The 22632-nt window shown below is 38.8% G+C and carries 22 protein-coding genes; 2 read left to right on the top strand and 20 right to left on the bottom strand.

The features are described from left to right. The first annotated feature begins 110 nt into the window (after positions 1-110). Positions 111-1256 carry a cobalamin-independent methionine synthase II family protein gene (locus H7U04_RS03255; RefSeq protein WP_155197878.1) on the top strand — a complete coding sequence of 382 codons (1146 nt, stop codon included), beginning with the start codon at positions 111-113 and terminating at the stop codon, positions 1254-1256. A gap of 59 nt (positions 1257-1315) precedes the next feature. Here the strand turns inward: H7U04_RS03255 and trmFO are convergent, their stop codons facing one another. The 15 genes from trmFO to H7U04_RS03330 all read right to left on the bottom strand — a co-directional run bounded on the left by trmFO (position 1316) and on the right by H7U04_RS03330 (position 16318). After that, a complete protein-coding gene (trmFO, locus tag H7U04_RS03260) occupies positions 1316-2659 on the bottom strand; it encodes a methylenetetrahydrofolate--tRNA-(uracil(54)-C(5))-methyltransferase (FADH(2)-oxidizing) TrmFO (RefSeq protein ID WP_155197879.1) in 1344 nt (447 codons plus the stop codon). 117 nt (positions 2660-2776) lie between these two features. After that, positions 2777-4153: a sensor histidine kinase gene (locus H7U04_RS03265; protein WP_257056575.1), complete on the bottom strand. Its 1377-nt coding sequence runs from the start codon at positions 4151-4153 to the stop codon at positions 2777-2779. Then, entirely contained in the window at positions 4144-4803 is a 660-nt protein-coding gene (locus H7U04_RS03270) for a response regulator transcription factor (RefSeq protein WP_110981436.1), read from the bottom strand. The genes H7U04_RS03265 and H7U04_RS03270 overlap by 10 nt, the downstream gene beginning before the upstream one ends. A gap of 35 nt (positions 4804-4838) precedes the next feature. Beyond that, positions 4839-5663 (bottom strand): TraX family protein, encoded by an 825-nt coding sequence (locus H7U04_RS03275; protein WP_110981437.1) that lies wholly within the window; start codon positions 5661-5663, stop codon positions 4839-4841. A 114-nt stretch (positions 5664-5777) separates the two neighbouring features. After that, positions 5778-7922: a type I DNA topoisomerase gene (gene topA / locus H7U04_RS03280; RefSeq protein ID WP_110981438.1), complete on the bottom strand. Its 2145-nt coding sequence runs from the start codon at positions 7920-7922 to the stop codon at positions 5778-5780. Between the two features lie 167 nt (positions 7923-8089). Then, a complete protein-coding gene (gene dprA / locus H7U04_RS03285; protein WP_110981439.1) occupies positions 8090-8929 on the bottom strand; it encodes a DNA-processing protein DprA in 840 nt (279 codons plus the stop codon). A 68-nt stretch (positions 8930-8997) separates the two neighbouring features. Then, positions 8998-9918: an ROK family protein gene (locus tag H7U04_RS03290; protein WP_110981440.1), complete on the bottom strand. Its 921-nt coding sequence runs from the start codon at positions 9916-9918 to the stop codon at positions 8998-9000. Positions 9919-9928: 10 nt separating this feature from the next. After that, positions 9929-10696, bottom strand: coding sequence for a ribonuclease HII (locus tag H7U04_RS03295; protein WP_110981441.1), 768 nt, complete (start codon positions 10694-10696; stop codon positions 9929-9931). Then, positions 10683-11537, bottom strand: a complete 855-nt coding sequence (gene ylqF, locus H7U04_RS03300; protein ID WP_021144074.1) for a ribosome biogenesis GTPase YlqF — start codon at positions 11535-11537, stop codon at positions 10683-10685. The genes H7U04_RS03295 and ylqF overlap by 14 nt, the downstream gene beginning before the upstream one ends. Before the next feature lie 128 nt (positions 11538-11665). Further along, positions 11666-12355: an XRE family transcriptional regulator gene (locus H7U04_RS03305; protein ID WP_110981442.1), complete on the bottom strand. Its 690-nt coding sequence runs from the start codon at positions 12353-12355 to the stop codon at positions 11666-11668. A gap of 94 nt (positions 12356-12449) precedes the next feature. Continuing rightward, on the bottom strand, positions 12450-12965 hold the full coding sequence (locus tag H7U04_RS03310) for a transcription repressor NadR (RefSeq protein ID WP_110981443.1): 516 nt from the start codon (positions 12963-12965) through the stop codon (positions 12450-12452). Between the two features lie 22 nt (positions 12966-12987). Continuing rightward, complete coding sequence (locus tag H7U04_RS03315; RefSeq protein WP_008534752.1) at positions 12988-13515, bottom strand: ECF transporter S component; 528 nt, start codon at positions 13513-13515, stop codon at positions 12988-12990. A gap of 111 nt (positions 13516-13626) precedes the next feature. Beyond that, a complete protein-coding gene (ffh, locus tag H7U04_RS03320; protein ID WP_110981444.1) occupies positions 13627-15189 on the bottom strand; it encodes a signal recognition particle protein in 1563 nt (520 codons plus the stop codon). Positions 15190-15221: 32 nt separating this feature from the next. Further along, complete coding sequence (locus H7U04_RS03325; protein ID WP_002883908.1) at positions 15222-15554, bottom strand: putative DNA-binding protein; 333 nt, start codon at positions 15552-15554, stop codon at positions 15222-15224. Between the two features lie 65 nt (positions 15555-15619). Continuing rightward, a complete protein-coding gene (locus H7U04_RS03330) occupies positions 15620-16318 on the bottom strand; it encodes a GntR family transcriptional regulator (RefSeq protein ID WP_110981445.1) in 699 nt (232 codons plus the stop codon). 168 nt (positions 16319-16486) lie between these two features. Between H7U04_RS03330 and guaA the strand changes: the two genes are divergently transcribed. After that, positions 16487-18049, top strand: a complete 1563-nt coding sequence (gene guaA, locus H7U04_RS03335; protein WP_107373127.1) for a glutamine-hydrolyzing GMP synthase — start codon at positions 16487-16489, stop codon at positions 18047-18049. A 289-nt stretch (positions 18050-18338) separates the two neighbouring features. On the opposite strand, the gene H7U04_RS03340 is transcribed toward guaA, so the two are convergent. The 5 genes from H7U04_RS03340 to H7U04_RS03360 all read right to left on the bottom strand — a co-directional run bounded on the left by H7U04_RS03340 (position 18339) and on the right by H7U04_RS03360 (position 22435). Beyond that, positions 18339-18923 carry a GNAT family N-acetyltransferase gene (locus H7U04_RS03340; RefSeq protein WP_073689976.1) on the bottom strand — a complete coding sequence of 195 codons (585 nt, stop codon included), beginning with the start codon at positions 18921-18923 and terminating at the stop codon, positions 18339-18341. A 282-nt stretch (positions 18924-19205) separates the two neighbouring features. Then, a complete protein-coding gene (gene adhP, locus H7U04_RS03345) occupies positions 19206-20225 on the bottom strand; it encodes an alcohol dehydrogenase AdhP (protein WP_049527880.1) in 1020 nt (339 codons plus the stop codon). Positions 20226-20386: 161 nt separating this feature from the next. Next, positions 20387-20668 carry a DUF5960 family protein gene (locus tag H7U04_RS03350; protein WP_110981446.1) on the bottom strand — a complete coding sequence of 94 codons (282 nt, stop codon included), beginning with the start codon at positions 20666-20668 and terminating at the stop codon, positions 20387-20389. Beyond that, complete coding sequence (locus H7U04_RS03355) at positions 20646-21023, bottom strand: hypothetical protein (RefSeq protein WP_110981447.1); 378 nt, start codon at positions 21021-21023, stop codon at positions 20646-20648. The genes H7U04_RS03350 and H7U04_RS03355 overlap by 23 nt, the downstream gene beginning before the upstream one ends. Next, entirely contained in the window at positions 21020-22435 is a 1416-nt protein-coding gene (locus H7U04_RS03360; RefSeq protein ID WP_110981448.1) for a Y-family DNA polymerase, read from the bottom strand. Before H7U04_RS03360 ends, H7U04_RS03355 begins: the two co-directional genes overlap by 4 nt. Between the last annotated feature and the right edge of the window lie 197 nt (positions 22436-22632).

Below are 22632 nucleotides of genomic sequence, written 5' to 3' on the forward strand. Positions count from 1 at the left end.
GTAAAACCTTATATAGTCTTAAACTATGCCCTCAGAAAGAAATTAACTATTTTTCATTAATGCAAATAAAAAGTATCATAGAAATAAAATGATATTTTGAGGTTATTTTTATGCCAAAATCTAAATTCCAATTAGTCGGTTCTCTTCTTCGTCCTGCGGATCTCCGTAAATATAAGGATGAAATCGAGCATCGTGACGACATCCAGTATCCTTTCTATGATGCCCTTCCTGGTTATCAAGAAACTGAAACTGCAGATATTAAGCAAATTGTGGCTGACCAAAAAGCTAACGGTATTGACATCCTTACTGATGGCGAGTTTGGACGTTCTATGTGGCATTTAGACTTTGTCTGGGGATTTAAAGGAATTGAACGCTACATTGCTGAGCATGGCTACACTTTTAAAGACCATGATGGTGGTCAATATGAAACACGTAAAGATATCGGTATTCGTATTACTGAACCACTCTCAGGTAAGAACCACCATTACCTAGATATTTACAAATTGGTTAAAGCTGAAGCAGGTGATGAAGATACCAAACAAACTATCTGGGGACCTGCTCATGCCTACACTGAACTTGCTATCTTTGACCGTTTGGCTGGTCCTGGACAAGTCTACGAAACAAATGAAGACCTCAAAAAAGGTATCATTAATGCCTATAAAGAATTCTTGGAAGAATACAAGGCTGTCGGTGGAAAAATTGTTCAATTTGATGACTGTCTCTGGGAACTTTTTGACCCATCAAACCCTGCAAGTTTCTTTGCGGAAGGTAATTCTGATTTAGCAGAATTGGCTGATGAGTTTGTAGCTATCAATAACGAGGTTGTAGACTATGCTCACGAACTTGGTTTAACGGTTTGGACGCACAACTGTCGTGGTAACTATGAAAGCCGTTCTGCTGCCGAAGGAACTTACGAAGCCATCGCTAAGAAGTTCTTGGCAGAGCAACACTATGACCGTTTCTTCCTTGAGTGGGATAGCGACACCGCTGGTGATATCAAAGCTCTCGAAGCCCTCAAAGACAGCAAAGCTGAAGTTGTACTAGGACTTTTGTCTTCTAAAACTACTGACCTTGATGATGAAGAACGTGTCCTCGATTTGCTTGAAAAAGCGAGTCAAATCCTTCCAAAAGAACGTCTCTTCCTCTCTCACCAATGTGGTTTCGCCTCATGTGACTCAGGTAATGAGTTGGCAACACCACAACAATGGACTAAAATCAAACAAGGTCAAGAAATCGCTAAGAAATTCTTTGGTTAATTGAATACTTTTAAATCTTAAAATCCCTTGCCGTATTCGGTAAGGGATTTTAATGTTGTCTAAGCTTGAATAAAAGGTTGTAAATCTTTAAGAGCTCGCTCAGCAATTTTTTCATAGCGCTCTTTCTTGTCACGAATACGTGGCCCTTCCAACTCTTTGATAATACCAAAGTTAACATTCATTGGTTGGAAATGTCTACTTTCAGCATGTGTCACATAATATGGGAGACTCCCGATAGCTGTTGTATGAGGGAAGATAACCTCATCTTCACCTTTAAAAAGACGGGCAGCATTGATGCCGGCAACCAAACCTGAGGCAGCTGATTCAACATAACCTTCTACACCAGTCATTTGTCCTGCAAAGAACAAATTAGGGTTTGATTTTGACTGGAATGTCTGTTTGAGCAAGTTTGGCGAATCCATGTAAGAGTTGCGGTGCATAACCCCATAACGCACAAATTCAGCGTTTTCAAGACCTGGAATCATTTGGAAGACACGCTTTTGCTCTCCCCATTTGAGGTGGGTTTGGAAACCAACGATATTGTAGAGGCTACCAGCCGCATTGTCCTGACGAAGCTGAACAACCGCATAAGGGGTCTTAAAGTCGCCGTCACGTGGCCCTTTGTAATCTTCAGGATACTCCAAACCAACTGGTTTCATAGGACCATAGAGCATTGTCTTGATACCACGTTTAGCCATAACCTCGATAGGCATACAGCCCTCGAAATACTTTTCTTTTTCAAAAGAATTCAAAGGAGCTTCTTCAGCTGTTGTCAAGGCCTCGTGGAAGGCCATGAACTCCTCCTTTGTCATTGGACAGTTTAGATAAGCTGCTTCACCCTTGTCATAGCGTGACTTAAGGTAGACTTTGTTCATGTCGATAGTCGCTTTATCAACAATCGGTGCAGCGGCATCATAGAAATAGAACCCATCTCCACCGTTAAGCTTGTGAATTTTTTCAGCTAAAGCATCAGAAGTCAAAGGACCTGAAGCAATAACTGTAATGGCATCATCAGGAATTTCTGTGATTTCTTCACGGATAACTTCAATTAATGGATTGTTCTCAATTTCAGCTGTCACTGCTTCTGCATAACCTTCACGGTCAACAGCCATGGCACCACCAGCTGGCACACGGTGAGCTTCTCCATTACGCATAATGATAGAGTCCAAGCGGCGCATTTCTTCTTTAAGAAGCCCTACAGCATTTGTCAAGCTATCGCCACGGAAAGAGTTAGAGCAAACCAATTCTGCAAAGTTTGTTGTCTTATGCTGAGGTGTTGCTTTGACCCCACGCATTTCATATAGTTTTACCGGAATACCACGTTTAGCAATCTGATAAGCTGCTTCAGAGCCGGCCAAACCAGCTCCAATCACGTTAATATAATCTGCTTTTGATTGAGACATAACACTAATACCTCTTCGAGAACAAGATGAAATCCTGCCCCCACAAATCTTTCTTCATTTTTACTCTTAGTAGTATAGCAAAAAACTCCTCATCTGGCGACTAGGAGTAATCTGTATTTAAAGGGGTAAAATGATAGTCACTTTAGCACCACCCGTGCTATCGTCATTCGAAAGAGCAAGACTACCATGGTGTAAGCGAATAATATCATTGGCAATAGTCAGACCAAGGCCACTATGATTGCGGCTCTGTCTACTTTTATCCTCTTGATAAAAGAGCTGAGTAGCCTTTTCAAGAGATTCAAGGGAAAATCCAGGACCAGAATCAAGGCAGATAAACTTGAATTCATCTTCTTCTACCCTAGCGGTCAGGAGCAACTGACTGCCACTGGGTGTATGCTCTACGGCATTTGAAACAATATTCATAAAAGCTCGATTTACCAAGGACCTGTCCCAATGGCCTATGATTGCTTTCTTAATCTCCTTCTTGTCAAATACTACATTGATTTGTTTGGTTTGAGCTAGTGACAAGGTTTGATCGTAAATGTCTTCAATAAATTCCCTAACCGAAATGTCTTCAAGCGTCAAGGTTTTCGTCAAACTCGTTTTGTTGAGTTCAGACAACTCTTTAACATAAGCATCAACCTGTGTAATCCCCTTTTGAAAATGTTCTAATAAGTCCATCTGTTCCGCATCCAAGGGAGTCATGGCTAAGAGGTCTGCATTTCCACGAGCAACTGTCAGTGGTGTCTTTAAATCATGTGTCAAGGCTGAAATCTGATTTTGCTTATCTTGCTCTGCCTTCCAATTTTCCATCAAAGATTCACGAAGCGCAACCCTCATGTGATCCAAGCCACTTAAAACCTGATTGAATTCCTTAATTGTAGACTGGTAGGTTTGAAAATCCAAGTCTTGTTGGGAAATTTTTTCAGTAACTTTTAATATAGGTTTAAGCTGCTGACTTAATTTATTTGCATAGTAAAAAGTTAAAATAATAAATATTAGGAGAATGAATGCAAACATTGAGCCAATCATCAATAGATCAGCATTGGGAAAATGCTGATTCATCCACGCATTATGATACCTAGGTGATAATTGATAGTTGACAATGACTATACCATCTGACCGTTCAAAAGACTGAAAATAGCCGTATATCCCACCGTGAGCATTCTTGAATTGGTAATTTAGTAAGGATTCTTCTTGCAAGTTAACTGGCATGTTAGACTTCTTAAGCTTAAAATCTCTAGTCAAAAAGACATAGCGAGTACCATCGGGCAAGACATCTGGATTAAAGACCTTAGAAGTTTCAATATCATTCCTGACAGCAGACAAATCACTTTCTACCTGATTTGCTGGAATCACAACGCCAAAACGATAAGACAAGCTGAACAAAGACAAAATAAGTAGGCTACTGATTGCCGAGAGGACCGTCAGGCTGACGACATAAGATAACAAGATTGTTCTTAGAGAGTGCTCTCGTTTTTTAATTAGTGCCACTTGTAACCAATCCCCCAGACTGTTTCAATAGGATTTTGCCCAAAATCTTTGAGCTTTGCACGGATATTTTTAATATGTTCAGCCACTGCTGTCGGACTCCCTTTATCCTCATAGCCGTACAAATGCGTGTAGATTTGTTCTTTGGAAAAGACTTGGCCCTTATTTTCAGCCAGAAACTGACAAATACCATATTCTGACTTAGTCAAATCTAACAACTGATTCTCAACATAAAGCTCCTGAGCAGACAAATCAAACTGAATATTTCCAATTAATAGCTTATGGTGGCGCTCACGATGTTCACGTCTCAAGTGTGCAGCCACACGCGCTTGAAGTTCTTTAACCCCAAATGGCTTGCAAATATAATCATCAGCACCATAAGTCAAGCCTTGAACAATATCAGCCTCTTGCGTTTTGGCTGTAATAAAGAGTATAGGACAATCCACCTGATCACGAATCTCAGGACAAAACTGGAGACCATCAACATCAGGCATCATGATATCCAGTAAAATCAAGTCAAACCGTGGCAACGAGTTCTTATCTAAATCCAAAACACTTGTAAGGCCCGTCACCTTATGATTTTGGAGCTCTAAAGCCTTAACAACCAATTGAACAATATCTTCCTGATCATCAACAACAAGTATCTGAGCCATAACCTTTCCTTTCGTACAAAGTTACCCTTATCATATCATCTATAGAAGAGAACTGACAAGGCGTAGAGTAGATAAATATGTGTTGGGTAAAAGACATAGAACAAATATTTTGACCCTTTACCTCTTTGACCGTTATAACAAAGCATTAAAGGAGCTGCAAATATTTCCATCCATTCAATGTATTTAAACATTAGATCATGAATAGATAGCTTACTTAAAACAATCGTAATTAGTACCCAAACAAGACTAACAGTCACAAAAGCAAGTACTTCTTTCTTAAGATTCTTGTGACAAAGATACATAGCGATACCAGTCAAAAGTAACCACGTTCCTCCATCGCTGATAAATGTATGAACTGGCAACACTGTGAAATTGAGTAAATTTAGTAGAAAACCTAACATAGGTTTGTTCACACTTAGCAGATAAAAAGGCACCATTAGCAATGGGAGTAATATTGGAAAAAGTAAAGTTAGTATCCCTTTAAGGTATTTCTTTTCTTGAATCCAAGCGATACCTTGAAGAGCTACGAGCAAGATAACGAATGATGACAACATCATATTTTGTGGAAAGAAACCATCTGGCCTTACAAGAGGATGTAAAAAATTATAAAATCCAAACTGAATCAATCCCATTAAAATAGCTAAAGCATAAATCCTTAGGAAGTATTTTTTTCGATTGTGTGTATGGACGAAACCTTCAATCACAGCAAATAGAAATATGGGGGCCGCTAATCTCCCAATCATAGTAAACCAAATGGGTATTTTTCCTGTATATTCAAAAAAATATTGAATATGGTCGAATACCATAGTAATTAGAGCTATATATTTGAGTTGGAAACCTGATAGACTTAAACGTTTCATAATAACTCTCCTTTCTTTCATTCTCAGTATAAAAAACAAATTTAAGGAAAGTATCAGTTTTTTGGATAAAATACAAAAAACTATCCCAAGTCTTAACTTGAGATAGCTATGTCTTTATTTAACAATAGATTCTTTGTAGTCACACTCTTCGTTACTACAGATGACTTGTTTGCCACCACCACGTACTTTCTTCTCGACGAGGTAATCGCCTGATTTAGGACAGTTACGTCCAACAGGAATATCCCACGACGTAAATTCACAGTCAGGATAGCGATCACAACCATAAAAGACACGATTACGTTTTGTCTTACGTTCGATGACCTGACCTTGACCACAGGTTGGACAAGTAACGCCAATTTCTTTTGTAATGGCCTTGGTGTTATGACAGTCTGGGAAATTACTACATGCGTAGAACTTACCGTAGCGACCAAGTTTGATGACCATTGGGTGACCACAGAGGTCACAATCAAAACCAGCAGGCTCATCCTTAATTTGGATTTTTTCAATACCTTCTTCAGCTTTTTCCAATTCTTTTTGGAAAGGTTTGAAGAATTCATCAATTACCTTCTGCCATTGTTCCTTACCAATTTCAACCTTATCAAGTTTACCCTCCATTTCAGCGGTGAATTTAACATCCACGATGTCAGGGAAAAATTCGACGATTAAGCTATTAACGATTTCACCAAGTTCTGTTGGTTCAAAACGTTTAGCCACCAATTTGACATAGTAGCGACGTTGGATAACATCAAGCGTTGGCGCATAAGTTGACGGACGACCGACACCATTTTCTTCCAGTGTCTTAATCAGTGTCGCTTCAGAATAGCGTGCAGGAGGTTGCGTGAAGTGTTGTTCAGGCGTTGTCACAACCTTTTTAACCGTATCACCTTCAGCCATATCAGGAAGCATTTTGTTTTTATCAGAGTCGTTGTAAACGGCCATATAACCGTCAAACTTGATTTGGCTACCATTTGCTGTGAAAATGACTCCGTTTTGAGACAAGGTCACCTTCATCGTATCAAATACAGCAGCTGTCATTTGACTGGCCACAAAACGATTCCAAATAAGGGTATAGAGCTTGAGCTGATCCTTATCCAAATACTTGGCAATGCTTTCTGGTGTTTGGAAAACATTTGAAGGACGAATAGCCTCGTGGGCATCTTGCGCCGCTGAGCTATTTTTCACCTTACTACCATGCTTAGAATACTTAGAACCAAAGCGTTCTGTAATAAACTCAGCAGCCTGGTTTTGTGCCACCGGACTGATACGTGTAGAGTCCGTACGCATATAGGTAATCAAACCTTGAGCTCCTGACCCCAGATTAATCCCTTCGTACAACTGTTGGGCAACCATCATGGTCTTACGTGTACGGAAGTTAATCTTATTGGCAGCATCCTGTTGGAGAGAGGAGGTAGTATATGGCAATGGTGCATTACGACGGCGTTCTTTTTTCTCTACCTTATCAACATTAAAGTCATCACTCGTGATACGAGAAAGAACAGCTCGAACATCGTCATTATTGTTGAGCTTAAGCTTTTTACCATCCAAGCCATAGAAGCTAGCCTGAAACTTCTTAGCCCCCTTCTTAAAGGCACCATCAATAGTCCAGTATTCTTCTGGTTTAAAGGCCTTGATTTCATTCTCACGGTCAATAATAAGCTTAAGAGCTACCGATTGCACCCGACCTGCAGAAAGACCTTTCTTAACCTTCTTCCAAAGAAGAGGTGAAATAGAGTAACCCACAATACGATCCAAGACACGACGAGCTTGCTGCGCATCTACCAAGTCCATGTTAATGGCGCGTGGCTCCACAAAGGCATTTTTCACTGCATCTTTAGTAATTTCGTTAAAGACGACACGATTTTTTTCCTCTGGCTCTAATCCAAGAATATGTGACAAATGCCATGAAATGGCTTCCCCTTCACGGTCCGGGTCACTTGCGAGAAAGACTTGCTTGGCTTTTTTAGCCTCTTTCTTCAATTCATTGATAAGAGGTCCTTTACCACGAATATTAATGTACTGAGGTTCATAGTTGTTTTCAAAATCAATAGACATACTTGATTTTTTCAAATCACGGATATGCCCAACAGAGGCTACAACTTTATAATTGCGCCCAAGATACTTTTCAATGGTTTTTGCTTTGGCAGGAGACTCCACGATAACCAAATTTTTCTTTGGTGTCGCCCTCTTTTTAGTCGTCTTTTTAGCCGTTGTTTTCTTTGTTGCTTTAGTTTTTGTTTTTGTTGTCGTTGCTGTCGCCATAGACTATTTCCTTATAATGTTATAAACTGGCTGCGCCACTAATCTGTCTAAAATCTAGTCACAAGACATTAAAAAATGTAACATCTTGGACCGAGCAACTAACATGATACCGTCCTTTTCTTTAACTGTCAATAAAAAACTTTTTCCCTATAGGAGAAGTTTGATTTTCAAGAAAACTCTGAAAGGATGTCAAACCCTGTCGTAATGCACTTTGCACCCTCTTGAATCAAGTGATGACATCCTTCTGACTTTCCATCTAAAATATTTCCTGGAATAGCAAAAACATCTCTACCTTCTTCCATGGCACGCTCACAAGTAATCAGACTTCCCGAGCGAAGCTTAGCTTCAACCACCATAACCCCTTGACACAATCCAGAAATTATCCGATTTCGTTCAGGGAAATGGTATTTAAGTGGCTGTTCACCCGGTCCATATTCTGAAAGAACTAAATGATTTTTGGCCATATAGTCCTGCAAAGCTTTATTTTCTTTTGGATAATAAACATCAAGTCCTGTCCCGATAACTGCAATGGTCTTTCCTTTATTTTTCAAGGCCTCCATATGTGCACAAGTATCAATCCCACGCGCCAAACCACTCACAATAGTAAAGTGATTCCCAAGTTCACTAACAATTTTTCGAACAGACTGTTTGCCTATTTCGGAGCACTTTCTTGCCCCAACAACAGCTAGCTTTGGTTTACTTAGCAAATCAATATTCCCTTGATAAAAGAGGAGGACAGGTGGATTATAGCTATGCTTCAGCTCAATGGGATACTCCTTATCAAAAATTGATAAGGTCGGAAAACGTTGAAAATTTTCCTTAAGCTGCTTAATATCTAAATTCTTGTATTCTTCCATAAAGAGAACTGCATTTTTAGACTTAGATACCACTGCCATATCACGTAAGCTCAGTTTTTTATCTTGATTTTTTTGATAGTCTAAAATATTAAGAATATTTAAATTTGTCAATCCAGCTGCTTTTAGTTTAAAAAGTTCAAAGTTATTCATGTAACTACCTCCATTTCATTATTCGCAAGAGAAATAGAAAAAAAGCCCCTTCATGGAACTTTTGTTAATTATAAGGCATTTTCAGAAGTAAAATATGATGCCGCTCCTAAGAGGTTACTGTCGTTATGGAAATGACAAGCTTGAATTGTTATCGGCTCAAAACCTAATTCTGGCTTTTCGTTAAATAACTCCTCATAGGCATCGCATATTCCTTCAATTAAAGTACCTTGCCTACTGATACCACCGCCGATAACAACTCTGTCCAACTTGAATAAACTCTGCAAATTAAGAATCAGAACAGCAATTTCATGACAATAGTCCTTAAATAGACGTTTTAGTTGTTCAGAGTGATTTTCATCTAAAGCCGAGAAAACTACTAAACTATCATCCTGTTCTAAACCAAGTATTTGACTAGCTTCATGAACGAAACCTACCGCAGAACCTTTATTATCGACAAGGCTAATCAGTGCTTGCTTAAATAAGGTCCACTGGAAAGGGAGAGCCGTTTGACTCTTGCTTTGAGGACTTGGAGAACGCAAATATCGGGTAACCGACAGAGGAGTTAACAAGTCCCCCTGTGAGACAATGCCTAAGCCAACACCGGTACCTAAAACCAAGGCAGCACTACAATCCAAATCCTGTAAGCTACCATATCTTGCTTCAGCCAAAGCTGCCGCATCAGCATCATTGATAACCTTTACAGGCAGTTGAAATGTTTTGGACAAGCGTGTCCCAAGAGGAATGGCTGTCAAATAAGGAATAAGACCACCCTTGAAAACAAAACCTCGTTTACTATTAATTTCGCCCGGGCATGCAATGGCAATACCAGAAATACCATTCTTAAATGATGAAATAATACTCTCTAAAGTTATCCAGAAATTATCTAGGGACGATGGTGTCGGCACTTTAGATTGGTTGCTAATTCTAAAATCATTATCAACTAACCCAAACTTGATAAAGGTCCCTCCAATATCAATAGCTAAAATCACGCCACTTCACCTACTTTTTAATGATTGACTTTATTGGTTCGAAACTTCTTCTATGAATTGGAGTAACACCAAAGTTATCTAGGCCAGACAGATGATCCTTGGTACCATAGCCTGCATTTTTGGCAAATGCATATCCAGGAAACTCCTGATCATAGTCAGCCATCATCTTATCACGGGTTACCTTTGCTACGATCGAAGCTGCTGCGATAGATAAAGAATTAGCATCCCCTTTTATGATTGATGTTTGTCCTATTGGTAGATCCAAGCTCATGGCATCAATTAACAAATGTTCTGGTTTGGGACTCAGTTTTTCAATAGCTTCAGCCATAGCAAGCTTGGTTGCTTCATAAATATTGACGTCATCAATCACATGATTATCCTTAATACCAATACCGACAGCTACTGCTTCCTTCATCACCTGCTTATAAATGGCTTCATGTTTAGATTTTGGAATCTTTTTACTGTCATTGAGACCTTTTATTTTGCAAAGCTTTGGTAAGATAACCGCTGCAGCTACAACTGGGCCAGCTAAAGGACCACGTCCAACTTCATCAACACCTGCGATAAGTTCAATTCCCTGAGCATAAAGCGATTTTTCGTAACTGAGCATCATTTCTAAGCGTTCTTCCTCAGCAATCTCAGCTAGGATAGCTTTGCGACGTTGCTTTATGGCAGTCTGTACACCAGATCGACTATCTTCCTCAAAACTTGCCCATCGGTAGTCATCAAGATCTGTCAATGCTGCCAATTGCTCCTTGACTTCTTTAATTGTCGCCATCAGTATCGACCCCAACAATATCAAGTGTGTAACGACCTAGTTTTCCATCACGAACTTCTTTGACAAATAGATTATAGAAACGGTCATAATCTTCACGGAAGCCAAGTTTTCGAGTCATTTCCATAATGATTTCTGGTGCCTCTTCTTCAAGGTCAATCCCTTTGAAGCGTTCCTCTAAACGTTCAGGATAGTAAGTTTTAAAATAGTTGAGTCCAAATATCGTCACTTCATCCATTGGCAATAGCTGGTCCTTGATGGCACCAGTCAAAGCGAGTTTCAATCCAACCAATTCATCTTCAAACTTAGGCCACAAAATACCTGGAGTATCAAGAATTTCCAAGTCTTTATTAGACTTCAACCACTGTTGACCTTTTGTAACGCCGGGTTTATTTCCTACAACAGCAATCTTTTTACCAGCTAAGCGGTTCATCAAGGTAGATTTCCCTGCATTTGGAATCCCAATAATCATGGTTCGTAAGGTCTCTTTCTGAATACCGCGTTCACGTAGCCGTTGAATCTTGTCAGCCATAAGACTCTTAGCAGCGTCTGTTACCAATTTAACTGTAGATTGTTCCTTGGAATTGATGGCCAAGGTTTTAATCCCTTGACTCTTAAAATAGGTACGCCATTCTTTCGTACGATTACTGTCAGCGAGGTCAGCCTTATTGAGAATTAGAAGCTTTGGTTTATCGCCAACAATTTTGGTCAGCATAGGGTTCTGACTCGAAAGTGGCAAACGTGCATCCACTAAAATTGTAACAAAATCAACATGTTTAAGGTTCTCCTGAACCTGTCGACGGGCCTTAGACATGTGGCCTGGAAACCATTGAATAGTAGCCATATATGTTTCTCCTTTTGTATTCTTAGCAAAATATCATTTAAAATCTTTAAAAAAAGCCAAATCATTGGCTTTGCTTTACTTATTATTATAACAGATTTAATTTGAGATGCCCAATTGATAAAGGTTACCTACCCCTCAACAGGCATAAAGTTACCAACAATCTTACCAATGATTCGAGGATCTTCGTCATAGGGTGCAAACTTATCACCATAACGTTTATTGAGAGAAACTAAACGAAGACCCTCTTCCTCACGATAGACCTTTTTGATATAGGTTTGACCATCCCAGTCTACAGCATAAACAGCTCCATCATAATCAAAGCCCGTTTGTTTGATTAGCACTACTTCTCCATTTAGGTAGGTAGGTTCCATAGAGTCTCCAAAAACCCATGACGCAAAATCATGATCTAATTCTTCATCATAGAAAACTTCATCGTAATTGCCATCACCAAAGTAAGTATAACCTGTTCCGGCTGACAAACGCTCGAAAACTTTGTAAGAATATAACGGAATAACAGGTGCCTTCTGCTTTTCTGCTTCTTGCTCCTCCAAGAGAGCATTAGTGAGTCGCAAAGCTTCCTGACGATTTTCCTCATTTAATTCCAAGTAGACTTCTACAATCTCATGTTCAGATAGAAAATATGTCTCAGCTACACCAAAAAGTTCAGCCAATACCGATAGATTCTTTTGATTTGGTTTCGTCTTACCATTTTCCCAGTTAAAATAAGAGGAGCGAGAAATTCCTAGATGCTTAGCCACTGCGGCCTGACTCATTCCTTGTGCTTCTCGAATTTCCTTAAGTCGTTGTCCTGAAAACATAGCTACCTCCGTAAGTTAATAAACTAACATAAGTTTATCAAAAAAAGCAGTTAACTTCAAGTGAAACTAACTACTTTTACAATTCTCTTTTGTATTATTCTTTAACTAAAAATTCTAGATGGTTTAGTGCCTCTTCTATATAAGCCATATCCTGTTCACTATCTGCTTCGACAAGATGGTAATGAACGCCATTTGTTAAATCAGATAAGGGGCGAAAGTCATTTGACGATGATTGATCTAAAAAATGAATAACATCTCGACGACAAGTCAATTTCAACAAAGTCTGAATTTCTCCGTAAACTGGATGATCTATCATGATATTTTGAATACGTCCTCCATTATCAACAATAGCCAAAAGCTCATCTTCCATATCTGACACAGTATGATTCACCTTAAACAGTCTACGTATATAACAATTGTCATCGCTACTTTTATAGATATAGCCCCTATTAGTTGAAATAATCTGGGCACCATCTGCACGTAAGAGGGCAATATCTTGAACAATGATTTGACGTGTCACACCAAAATGCTCCGCCAAACTTTGTCCATTCATTGCTTCTTTAGCTCCCTTTAAGAGTGCCAATAATTCTTCTTTTCGATTTGAAGCCATAGACAAACCCTCCCTCTTTCAACTAGCGTATTTTTCGGATACTTTTGAAAATCGTTAATGCTATTACATAATCTATCATACTATGGATAATAGTGCCAAAACCAACTAAAACAAAAAGAACATAGAACAGTTTTTGGAAATCCTCACCAGTTACAGAATAAAAAATCACGCAAGCAAGAACTTCACCTAAGGCATGGATAAGTCCTAAAACAAAGTTGAAAAGTAATGATGATTTATGGTTTTCTATCGTTTGTGGAAATTTTTTCAAATAGAGTGCGCCTAAAAAACCAAATATAATATGAGAAAATGCTCTAAAAACAACCACAATCGGATAGCCCGCCATAAAGTATCCCAAACTAGAAGCTAAGATAACAAAAGCTGCTACCCAGGGCGATATAAACATAGCTAGAAATATTGGAACATGACTCCCCAAAGTATACGAAGCCGGTGGGATGATTAGTTTAATTGGCATAATACTTGGGATAAGGATAGCAATTGCAGTTAATAAAGCTGCAAAGGTCATTTCTTGAATTCTCTTTTTAGGTTTCATTATTTACTCCTTTTACTGTATATACATTAGTATATTACAGTGTATAGTTATATAAGTCAATAATTTTCAGAAAAAAACACTAGAGCAAAGTGCCCTAGCGTTCTAAGTTTCTTATTTACGTTTTTTCTTAGCTTTTTTCATCTTGTTAGCTTGACGCTTCATCGCATGTTTCATGGCAAATGAACCAACCTTACCTTTAAGACCACCACCAAGCATTTGGCTTAGATCCATATTACCAAGATCTGGCATACCTGCGCCACCCATCATGCCTTCAAGAGCAGACATGTCCATATTACCCATATCAGGCATATTTGGCATGTTTTTTGGCAGATTATTTGGGTTAAGACCCATTTGACGCATCATTTGCTCCATATCACCAGACATAACACCTTGCATCATTTGTTTGGCTTGGTTGAAGTCTTTAATAAACTTGTTTACTTCAATAAAGGTATTCCCTGAACCATTTGCAATACGGCGACGACGACTTGGTGTCAAAAGATCTGGATTTTCACGCTCTTCTGGTGTCATTGATGATACAATGGCACGCTTGCGTGCAATCTGTTTCTCGTCTACTTTAACATTAGCCAAGGCTGGATTGTTAGCCATACCTGGCAACATCTTAAGCAAATCCTCCATAGGACCCATATTTTGTACTTGGTCTAATTGGTCGATGAAGTCATTGAAGTCAAAGGTATTTTCACGCATCTTTTCAGCCAACTCAAGAGATTTTTTCTCGTCGTACTCTTGAGAAGCTTTTTCAATAAGGGTAAGAAGGTCACCCATACCTAAGATACGGCTTGACATACGGTCTGGGTGGAAAGTCTCAATATCTGTGATTTTCTCACCAGTACCTGTGAATTTAATTGGCTTACCAGTAATCTCACGAATAGAAAGAGCCGCACCACCACGTGTGTCACCGTCAATTTTAGTAAGAACGACACCTGTGATATCTAGTTGTTCATTGAACTCCTTGGCAACGTTAGCAGCTTCCTGACCAATCATGCTATCTACAACCAAGAGAATTTCGTTTGGATGAACAAAATCCTTAATATCATGCAACTCTTGCATGAGAGTCTCGTCAATCTGCAAACGACCAGCCGTATCAATCAAGACATAGTCATTCTTATTGGCACGCGCTTGTTCCAAACCATTTCTGACAATCTCAACCGCCGGTGTCTCTGTACCCATATCAAAAACAGGAACATTGATTTGTTGTCCCAAAGTCTTCAACTGGTCAATGGCTGCTGGACGATAGATATCCGCAGCAATCATCATCGGACGGGCTTCTTGTTCTTTAATCAGCTTATTAGCCAATTTACCAGCAAAGGTTGTTTTACCAGCCCCTTGAAGACCAACCATCATAATGATTGTTGGAATCTTTGGAGATTTCTCAATTTCAGATGTTTCAGACCCAAGAATATCTGTCAATTCTTCATTAACGATCTTGATGATTTGTTGCGAAGCATCAAGAGTATCAATGATTTCGTGACCTACAGCACGTTCACGAACACGTTTAATGAATGTCTTAACAACTGGTAGGGCTACATCTGCTTCAAGGAGTGCCAAACGAATCTCTTTAGTAACTTCTTGAACTTCTTTCTCTGAAAGTTTTCCTTTACGTCTTAAATTTTTGAAAACGCCTTGCAAGCGTTCCGTTAAGCTTTCAAAAGCCATATGTCATTTCCTCTCTTACTTTCGGCTTGAATCTAATCTCTATTATCAATGCTGCTAAGCACAGCAATTTGTTCCTGAAGATAGCTATCGTCTGGGTATTTTTCCATAATATCATCAAAAATTTGGCTACGGACGATGTAATCTGAATACATATGTAATTTCATCTCGTAAGCTTCTAGAATCTTCTCAGTACGCTTGATGTTATCATATACGGCCTGACGACTCACACCAAATTCCTCGGCAATTTCTGCCAAACTATAATCATCCGCATAATATAGCTCAATATAGTTCATCTGCTTATCTGTCAACAGTGCAGCATAGAACTCGAAAAGGGCATTCATGCGATTGGTTTTTTCAATTTCCATAAGCTCCATTTTACCATAAAATCATAGTGTTAGCACCATTCTTGTGCAGAAAAAAGCAGTGACTTCTAATTATTCTCCAAATAAAATTCAAAACGGTCGCCCACATAGTAACTTCGTACATATTCGAAAGCCTGCCCGTCTTGGAGGAAGGAAATCTGTGTCAAACTCAAGAGAGCGTCACCAGTCATAACCTTGAGGTGCTTGGCTAGACTACTATTGGCCAAACTAGCTGATATGGTCTGCTGACTTTTCCCTATTTCATAGCCATTATCAGTTAATGTCTTGAAGAAATGTTCGGTAATTTCTGATTCCTTGAAACCTCGGATAATCTTCTCAGGGATACTAGCAATCTCATAGGCAACTGGAAGATCGTCCGCAAAACGAACACGTTCCATACGAATGACATAGGACTGCGGTAAAACACCTAAATTCTTGATTTCAAATTCATTGGGATGTACACGTTTATAAGAAATGAGCTCACTAGATGGTTTCTTGCCTTGGGATTTAACAATCTCTGTGAAACTCGTGGTTCCACGCATCTTTTCCTTAACTCGACTGCTAGCCACAAAGGTTCCACTGCCTGGTTTGCGTTCTAAAATCCCCTCATCTACTAAAAGTGTTATGGCCTGACGCACTGTCATACGACTCACATCAAAAGTCTCGCAAAGATCTCGCTCGCTAGGGAGACGTTGCCCGATTTTCCAAGTACCATCATCAACATCTTCCTTAATCTTATCATGTATGCGAATATACGCTGGTAACATCTAATACCCCCTTCTGTACCCCTATTTTACAAAAAAAGTAACAGAATTGTAAAGATGAGTATGATACTTACAGTTTCTCTTATAAATCTAGGTGCTAAGTCCATAAATTTGTGATACAATGATTGCATAAGAAAGAGTCCATGTGTGACGTAAAAAGAAAGGGTAATAATGACTGACATTTCTACTTTGAATGATGTGCAGAAAATCATTGTTCTAGACTATGGTAGCCAATACAATCAGCTGATTGCACGTCGTATTCGTGAATTTGGTGTTTTCTCTGAATTGAAGAGCCATAAAATTACCGCTGATGAAGTCCGTGCCATCAATCCTATCGGTATCGTACTTTCTGGTGGTCCTAACTCTGTTTATGCCGAAGATGCATTTGGTATTGACGAAGAGATTTTCGAGCTTGGTATCCCAATTCTTGGTATCTGTTACGGAATGCAACTTTTGACCCACAAACTCGGTGGTAAAGTTGTTCCTGCTGGTGAAGCAGGTAACCGTGAGTATGGCCAATCAACACTTCGCCTTCGTACCCAATCAGAACTCTTTGCAGGAACTCCTGAAGAACAAGTTGTTCTTATGAGCCACGGTGATGCAGTTACAGAAATTCCAGAAGGTTTCCATCTTGTTGGTGACTCAGTAGATTGCCCATTCGCCGCGATGGAAAATACTGAGAAAAACTTCTATGGTATTCAATTCCACCCAGAAGTTCGTCACTCTGTATATGGTAATGATATCTTGAAAAACTTTGCTTTTGGTATCTGTGGTGCCAAAGGTGACTGGTCAATGGCTAACTTCGTAGATATGCAAATTGCACAAATCCGTGAAACAGTTGGTGACCGTAAAGTCCTTCTTGGACTCTCAGGTGGGGTTGACTCATCTGTTGTTGGTGTCCTTTTGCAAAAAGCTATTGGTGATCAATTGACATGTATCTTCGTTGACCACGGTCTTCTCCGTAAAGGTGAAGGTGACCAAGTTATGGAGATGCTTGGAGGTAAATTTGGCCTTAACATTATCCGTGTTGATGCTTCTAAACGCTTCCTAGACCTCTTGGCTGGTGTTGATGATCCTGAGAAAAAACGTAAAATTATTGGTAACGAGTTTGTTTACGTCTTTGATGACGAAGCAAGCAAACTTAAAGGTGTAGACTTCCTAGCTCAAGGGACACTTTACACTGATATTATTGAATCAGGTACTGAGACAGCTCAAACAATCAAATCTCACCACAACGTTGGTGGTCTTCCAGAAGACATGCAATTTGAATTGATTGAACCACTTAATACCCTCTTTAAAGATGAAGTTCGTGCCCTTGGTACTGAAATGGGGATGCCTGATGAAGTCGTTTGGCGTCAACCGTTCCCAGGACCAGGACTTGCCATCCGTGTTATGGGTGAGATCACTGAAGAGAAACTTGAAACCGTTCGTGAGTCTGATGCTATCCTTCGTGAAGAAATTGCCAAAGCTGGTCTTGATCGTGATGTATGGCAATACTTCACTGTTAACACAGGCGTTCGTTCTGTCGGTGTTATGGGTGATGGCCGTACTTACGACTACACTATCGCTATCCGTGCTATCACTTCAATCGACGGTATGACAGCTGACTTTGCGAAACTTCCATGGGAAGTTCTTCAAAAGATTTCTGTTCGAATCGTTAACGAAGTTGACCACGTTAACCGTATCGTCTACGATATTACAAGTAAACCACCTGCAACAGTAGAGTGGGAATAAAAAATAAACCTAATTTAAAGCGACTTGATTGATTTAACAGCATTTTGAATTGTTTTAAAACGCTAAAATCTAATTACTTATATTTGGTTCCCCACCAAAATTCCCACCAGAATTTCTTTCTGGTGGGGATTTTTTATATCTTAATTACAAAAATAGAGCAATAAGCAATGATATGGGGTCAGAAAAATTTTTCCTTTTCTGCTGTTCAGTACTAACTCTTACATCATACCTAGATAATGGGGTAAAATCAAAACTCTCTGATTATTATTTATTTGTAAAAAAATTCACTTTAATCATTTGCTATATTTCCTTCGTTCACATTTAGTCCATAAATTTCAAAATCATGATAGAATCCATTATAGAACTCGAATTGGGAGATTTCGCTTTCCTTTTTAAAACCTAAACTGATTGGTATAAACTTACTTTTAACATTATCAACATCTATATAAATCAAAAGCTTATCAATTTTAAATTTGGATGGAATGATTTTTATTAATTTTTTTAAACCCTGTTTTACAAAACCTTGATTTTCATATTTTTCTGATATCCAATATCCAATTTCGGCTTGATGTTTTTGTAAATCAATATTATGTATATCTATCATCCCTACTGGTTTCTGATTGACGCAAATTGTTAACATAAATAACTCATTGCGCTCCATTTTTTCACGTGCATACTTTATAAACGCTTTTTCATTTTCAAGACTTTTCATATTTTCCACCCAAGGAAGCCACTTAGCAAGACGTTCTCGTTCAGTAGAAACAGTCTCATATAACCCTTCACTATGGCTATCCGATATATAAAAAAGTTGGCATCGTTTCCCACGTGATTTAAACTCTATGAATAGTTCCGAGTCCAAGTTGGTAGAATCCATTTCATACTCCTTGTTATAAATGATAATATTCTTTAACTCTTTATTTACGAAATCATTATATAACTTTTTTGCTACTTTTCATATGAATAAAATTTTGTCTATCTTTTTAAGGTCAGAGCCTATTACAACAACAGACGAATTAAGGTAAAACTAAAGGACCTAGTCCTATATAGTAGAGAACTAAATCCTTCACTTAAATTATTTGTCTAACTTTCTGGTATCAGTGCAAGTCTACACCACTCGACTCTTCACATAGTCAGGATAGCATAGATAGATGTTTGCTTACTTAGTGAAATCCAATACTTTACGTCCTTGAATTTCACCTTTTTCCATTTGATCAAAGACTTCTACCGCTGTATCAACAGGAACAGTTTCAACAACCGGTACTACCAATCCTTGTGCACCAAAGTCGAAGGCTTCTTCTAAGTCTTTACGTGTACCTACAAGAGATCCAACAACACGGATACCATCTAGAACTGTTTTGACAATTGAGAGCTCCATATATTCAGATGGGAGACCAACCGCAACGACTGTTCCACCAGCACGTACACTATCGATAGCCTGATTGAAAGCAACCTTGGAAACAGCGGTTACAACAGCACTGTGTGTACCGCCAGTTTTTTCTTGGATATAGCCTGCTACATCTTCAACTTCTTTACCGTTCACCACTAAATCAGCACCAGATTCTTTAGCCAAATCAAGTTTATCTTGGTTGATATCAACAGCCACTACTCGTGCATTGAAAACTTTCTTAGCATATTGAATAGCCAAGTTACCTAGTCCTCCAGCGCCATAAATAGCTACCCATTGACCAGGTTCAACTTTAGCTTCTTTAATAGCTTTATATGTTGTAACTCCCGCACAGGTAATAGATGAAGCTTGAGCAGGATTAAGTCCTTCTGGAACTTTCACAGCATAGTCAGCGGTAACCAAAGCATAGTCACTCATACCACCATCAACACTATAACCAGCATTTTTTACAGAGCGACAGAGTGTTTCACGACCAGTTGTACAATATTCACAATGACCACATCCTTCGAAGAACCAAGCGATTGATACACGATCACCTTTTTTAAGTGTTTCAACCCCTTCGCCAACTTCTTCAACAATACCAATTCCTTCGTGTCCTAAGATACGACCTGGAACTTGACCAAAGTCTCCATGAGCTACGTGAAGGTCAGTATGGCAAACACCACAGTATTCGACTTTAACCAAAGCTTGACCATGACCAACTACTGCTGGTTTTTCATGTTCAACAACTTCAACACCTGTGCTTGCTTGATTAACAACAACTGCTCTCATCTTAATTACCTCCATATGATAACTTTTAACACCTTCATTATAGCACTTACAGAGGTAATATCAACGCTTACATAAAGTTTTTCTTAGCTTGCGAAAACTTTCTTGAAAAGTCTCTATACAAATTCGATAAGTACTATTTTTTCTGCTGATATAGCTATATTTCAATCATTCCCAAGATATCTATACTGTCTCACAAGTGTCTTGGAATCCGGTAGGCCGACTTCAAAATGGAAATAATGATTGCGTCCATCTCTGGCATTCTCTTTATTTAATAAAAAATAATTCTTTTGACTGATGGCCATCTCCCTCATAATATCATCCGTCAAAAAGGTTAAGGGAATATCCATGGCAGAATAGCGATAAAAGTCTTCTTCAAATTTTAAATAGCTAGCAGAAAAATAGTCAATTTGAAGTTTATCATCATAAATTTTTCTCTTCCTCATCTATGTTTTCAACCCCCAAACTAATTTCTAATATATCCTTTGTTAGAATACATTTATGTCGCTTGCAAGATTTTATAGTAACTTGATTAAAATTCAAGTCAACCACATAGCCACTACATCTACAGCACCTACCTTGATCCTTTATCTGGAAATTTCCCAATAATTGACCTGAATAAAGCTGGTTTAATAAAGTAAACTTCTCTAAATCATCCAAATGACTCGTAAGATTTTCTTTAGTCTTATCTTCATGTAGGGAACTTGTGTGTTCTGACAAGAAAAAGCCCATCCACTTCATCATTCCCCTATCTTTATGTTCCCTAGCTGATTGAAAGGGAAGGTAACTACGGTCTATCATTTTAAGCCATCTAATCCCCCAGCCGAGTGTCCACCAATAAGCTTACTTCGAGCAAGACTCCTAGATGCCCCCTGTAAAGAAGTCGCTTTTTGAATGGTCGTAAAGCCAAATTCCTGACGAATACTATCTATAGCTGACTGAAGCCTTTCTTCTTTATCAATGTCATCTGGATTATCAAATAAAGAAAGAATTTGAAACCCTTCATCTACAAAATTTGCATAAGAGACACTCACACTTCGAACAGCCCCTCCTTGATATTTCTTCCTAAAGAGTGCAATGACATGTCCTATTAATATCCTTGTGTTATTAGCAGGTTCAATCTTCATCTGTGCTTGTAGCGAACGCTTGCCCTCTAACTTTGAAAATCCAATGCTAATGGAAACTTGACAAGCTTTCTTATGAGCTCGTCTTAACCTAATGGCTACCTGCTCCGCCATCTCTCTTAGAATCAATTCAATATCAGCTTGACGCTCATAGTCTCGTGGTAAGATTTGAGAATTTCCTAAGCCAAGTGACTTTGGTTTATAAGGTTTATGAACATTACTCTCATCAATACCGTTAGCATGAAAAAAGAGGTCTAAACCTACAATACCTAACTCCTTTTTAAGAATATCAGGATTGCTATTAGCAAGTTCTCGAATGGAGCAAATTCCCAACTTGTTTAGCCGCTTCTCCATCCGCTTACCAATCCCCCAGAAATCAGTCATATGGGGAATATTCCAAACCTTAGTCTCGACATCTTCATAGGACCAGTTGGCTCTCATAGTAGCCGTATGTTTAGCCTCATTATCAAGAGCTAACTTAGCCAATAAGGGATTGCTGTTAGACATTCCAACTGTCGAGTAAATGCCTGTCTCCCTCCAAATATCTCTTTGAATACGCCCTGAAATCATATCTAACTTATCTTTTCTAGTAACAGTCCTATCGGGTATAAAGTAATTCAGTGACGACGTGAGATCAATGAAACCCTCATCAATGGAATAGGGAAGAATATCTTCAACACTGGCATAATTCTGGAAAATGTGTTGAATCTGGATATTCTTTTTTATATAGAGATCCATTCTAGGAGGAACGATAAAGGTAACCTTGGCCCAAGATTCGATGTAATCTACAAAATCTCTATCCGTTGGAAGTCCCTGCTTTTTGGCATTATAATAATGAAACTTACGAGAATGAATGTCAAAAGGTAAGTCATAAGAACGACTAACATTTGACTTGCCAAAAACTTGCTTAAATATAGGGGAAGAGGCTAGTATCAAACCATTCGCATTTTCAGCCCTACTCATCACACATAGAGAGGTCTTAAGAGGGTGCAGTCCACGTTCAACACACTCCACACTTGCATAGAAAGATTTCATATCTACAAAAGCAATGTCACTTTGCGGTTCTCTTGAATAATCAAAATATCCCATGCTCGCCCTTTCGTTAGTTTATAAACTAACACTAGTATAAATTATAACTTCTTATATTTCAAGTATTTTCCATAAAAAAATAACAACATCCCTTCTATAATGTTGTTATCCTTCTATTTTGGCTCTATAATTTCTGTAGTGGGTAAAACCACTGTAGAGATTATAGAGCTTTTTAAGTGTACACAAAAAGTCCCATA

This window comes from Streptococcus sp. 22.1, assembly GCF_016648645.1.
Lineage (GTDB): Bacteria > Bacillota > Bacilli > Lactobacillales > Streptococcaceae > Streptococcus.

What these genes read in the sequence shown, in the direction of transcription:
- ylqF (WP_021144074.1), bottom strand. Translation starts at nt 11,537, where the DNA reads ATGGCTACTATTCAATGGTTTCCAGGCCACATGTCTAAGGCCCGTCGA.
- topA (WP_110981438.1), bottom strand. Translation starts at nt 7,922, where the DNA reads ATGGCGACAGCAACGACAACAAAAACAAAAACTAAAGCAACAAAGAAA.
- guaA (WP_107373127.1), top strand. Translation starts at nt 16,487, where the DNA reads ATGACTGACATTTCTACTTTGAATGATGTGCAGAAAATCATTGTTCTA.
- H7U04_RS03305 (WP_110981442.1), bottom strand. Translation starts at nt 12,355, where the DNA reads ATGTTTTCAGGACAACGACTTAAGGAAATTCGAGAAGCACAAGGAATG.
- H7U04_RS03310 (WP_110981443.1), bottom strand. Translation starts at nt 12,965, where the DNA reads ATGGCTTCAAATCGAAAAGAAGAATTATTGGCACTCTTAAAGGGAGCT.
- dprA (WP_110981439.1), bottom strand. Translation starts at nt 8,929, where the DNA reads ATGAATAACTTTGAACTTTTTAAACTAAAAGCAGCTGGATTGACAAAT.
- trmFO (WP_155197879.1), bottom strand. Translation starts at nt 2,659, where the DNA reads ATGTCTCAATCAAAAGCAGATTATATTAACGTGATTGGAGCTGGTTTG.
- H7U04_RS03340 (WP_073689976.1), bottom strand. Translation starts at nt 18,923, where the DNA reads ATGGATTCTACCAACTTGGACTCGGAACTATTCATAGAGTTTAAATCA.
- H7U04_RS03330 (WP_110981445.1), bottom strand. Translation starts at nt 16,318, where the DNA reads ATGTTACCAGCGTATATTCGCATACATGATAAGATTAAGGAAGATGTT.
- H7U04_RS03325 (WP_002883908.1), bottom strand. Translation starts at nt 15,554, where the DNA reads ATGGAAATTGAAAAAACCAATCGCATGAATGCCCTTTTCGAGTTCTAT.
- ffh (WP_110981444.1), bottom strand. Translation starts at nt 15,189, where the DNA reads ATGGCTTTTGAAAGCTTAACGGAACGCTTGCAAGGCGTTTTCAAAAAT.
- H7U04_RS03295 (WP_110981441.1), bottom strand. Translation starts at nt 10,696, where the DNA reads ATGGCGACAATTAAAGAAGTCAAGGAGCAATTGGCAGCATTGACAGAT.
- H7U04_RS03255 (WP_155197878.1), top strand. Translation starts at nt 111, where the DNA reads ATGCCAAAATCTAAATTCCAATTAGTCGGTTCTCTTCTTCGTCCTGCG.
- H7U04_RS03355 (WP_110981447.1), bottom strand. Translation starts at nt 21,023, where the DNA reads ATGATAGACCGTAGTTACCTTCCCTTTCAATCAGCTAGGGAACATAAA.
- H7U04_RS03275 (WP_110981437.1), bottom strand. Translation starts at nt 5,663, where the DNA reads ATGAAACGTTTAAGTCTATCAGGTTTCCAACTCAAATATATAGCTCTA.
- adhP (WP_049527880.1), bottom strand. Translation starts at nt 20,225, where the DNA reads ATGAGAGCAGTTGTTGTTAATCAAGCAAGCACAGGTGTTGAAGTTGTT.
- H7U04_RS03350 (WP_110981446.1), bottom strand. Translation starts at nt 20,668, where the DNA reads ATGAGGAAGAGAAAAATTTATGATGATAAACTTCAAATTGACTATTTT.
- H7U04_RS03360 (WP_110981448.1), bottom strand. Translation starts at nt 22,435, where the DNA reads ATGGGATATTTTGATTATTCAAGAGAACCGCAAAGTGACATTGCTTTT.
- H7U04_RS03315 (WP_008534752.1), bottom strand. Translation starts at nt 13,515, where the DNA reads ATGAAACCTAAAAAGAGAATTCAAGAAATGACCTTTGCAGCTTTATTA.
- H7U04_RS03270 (WP_110981436.1), bottom strand. Translation starts at nt 4,803, where the DNA reads ATGGCTCAGATACTTGTTGTTGATGATCAGGAAGATATTGTTCAATTG.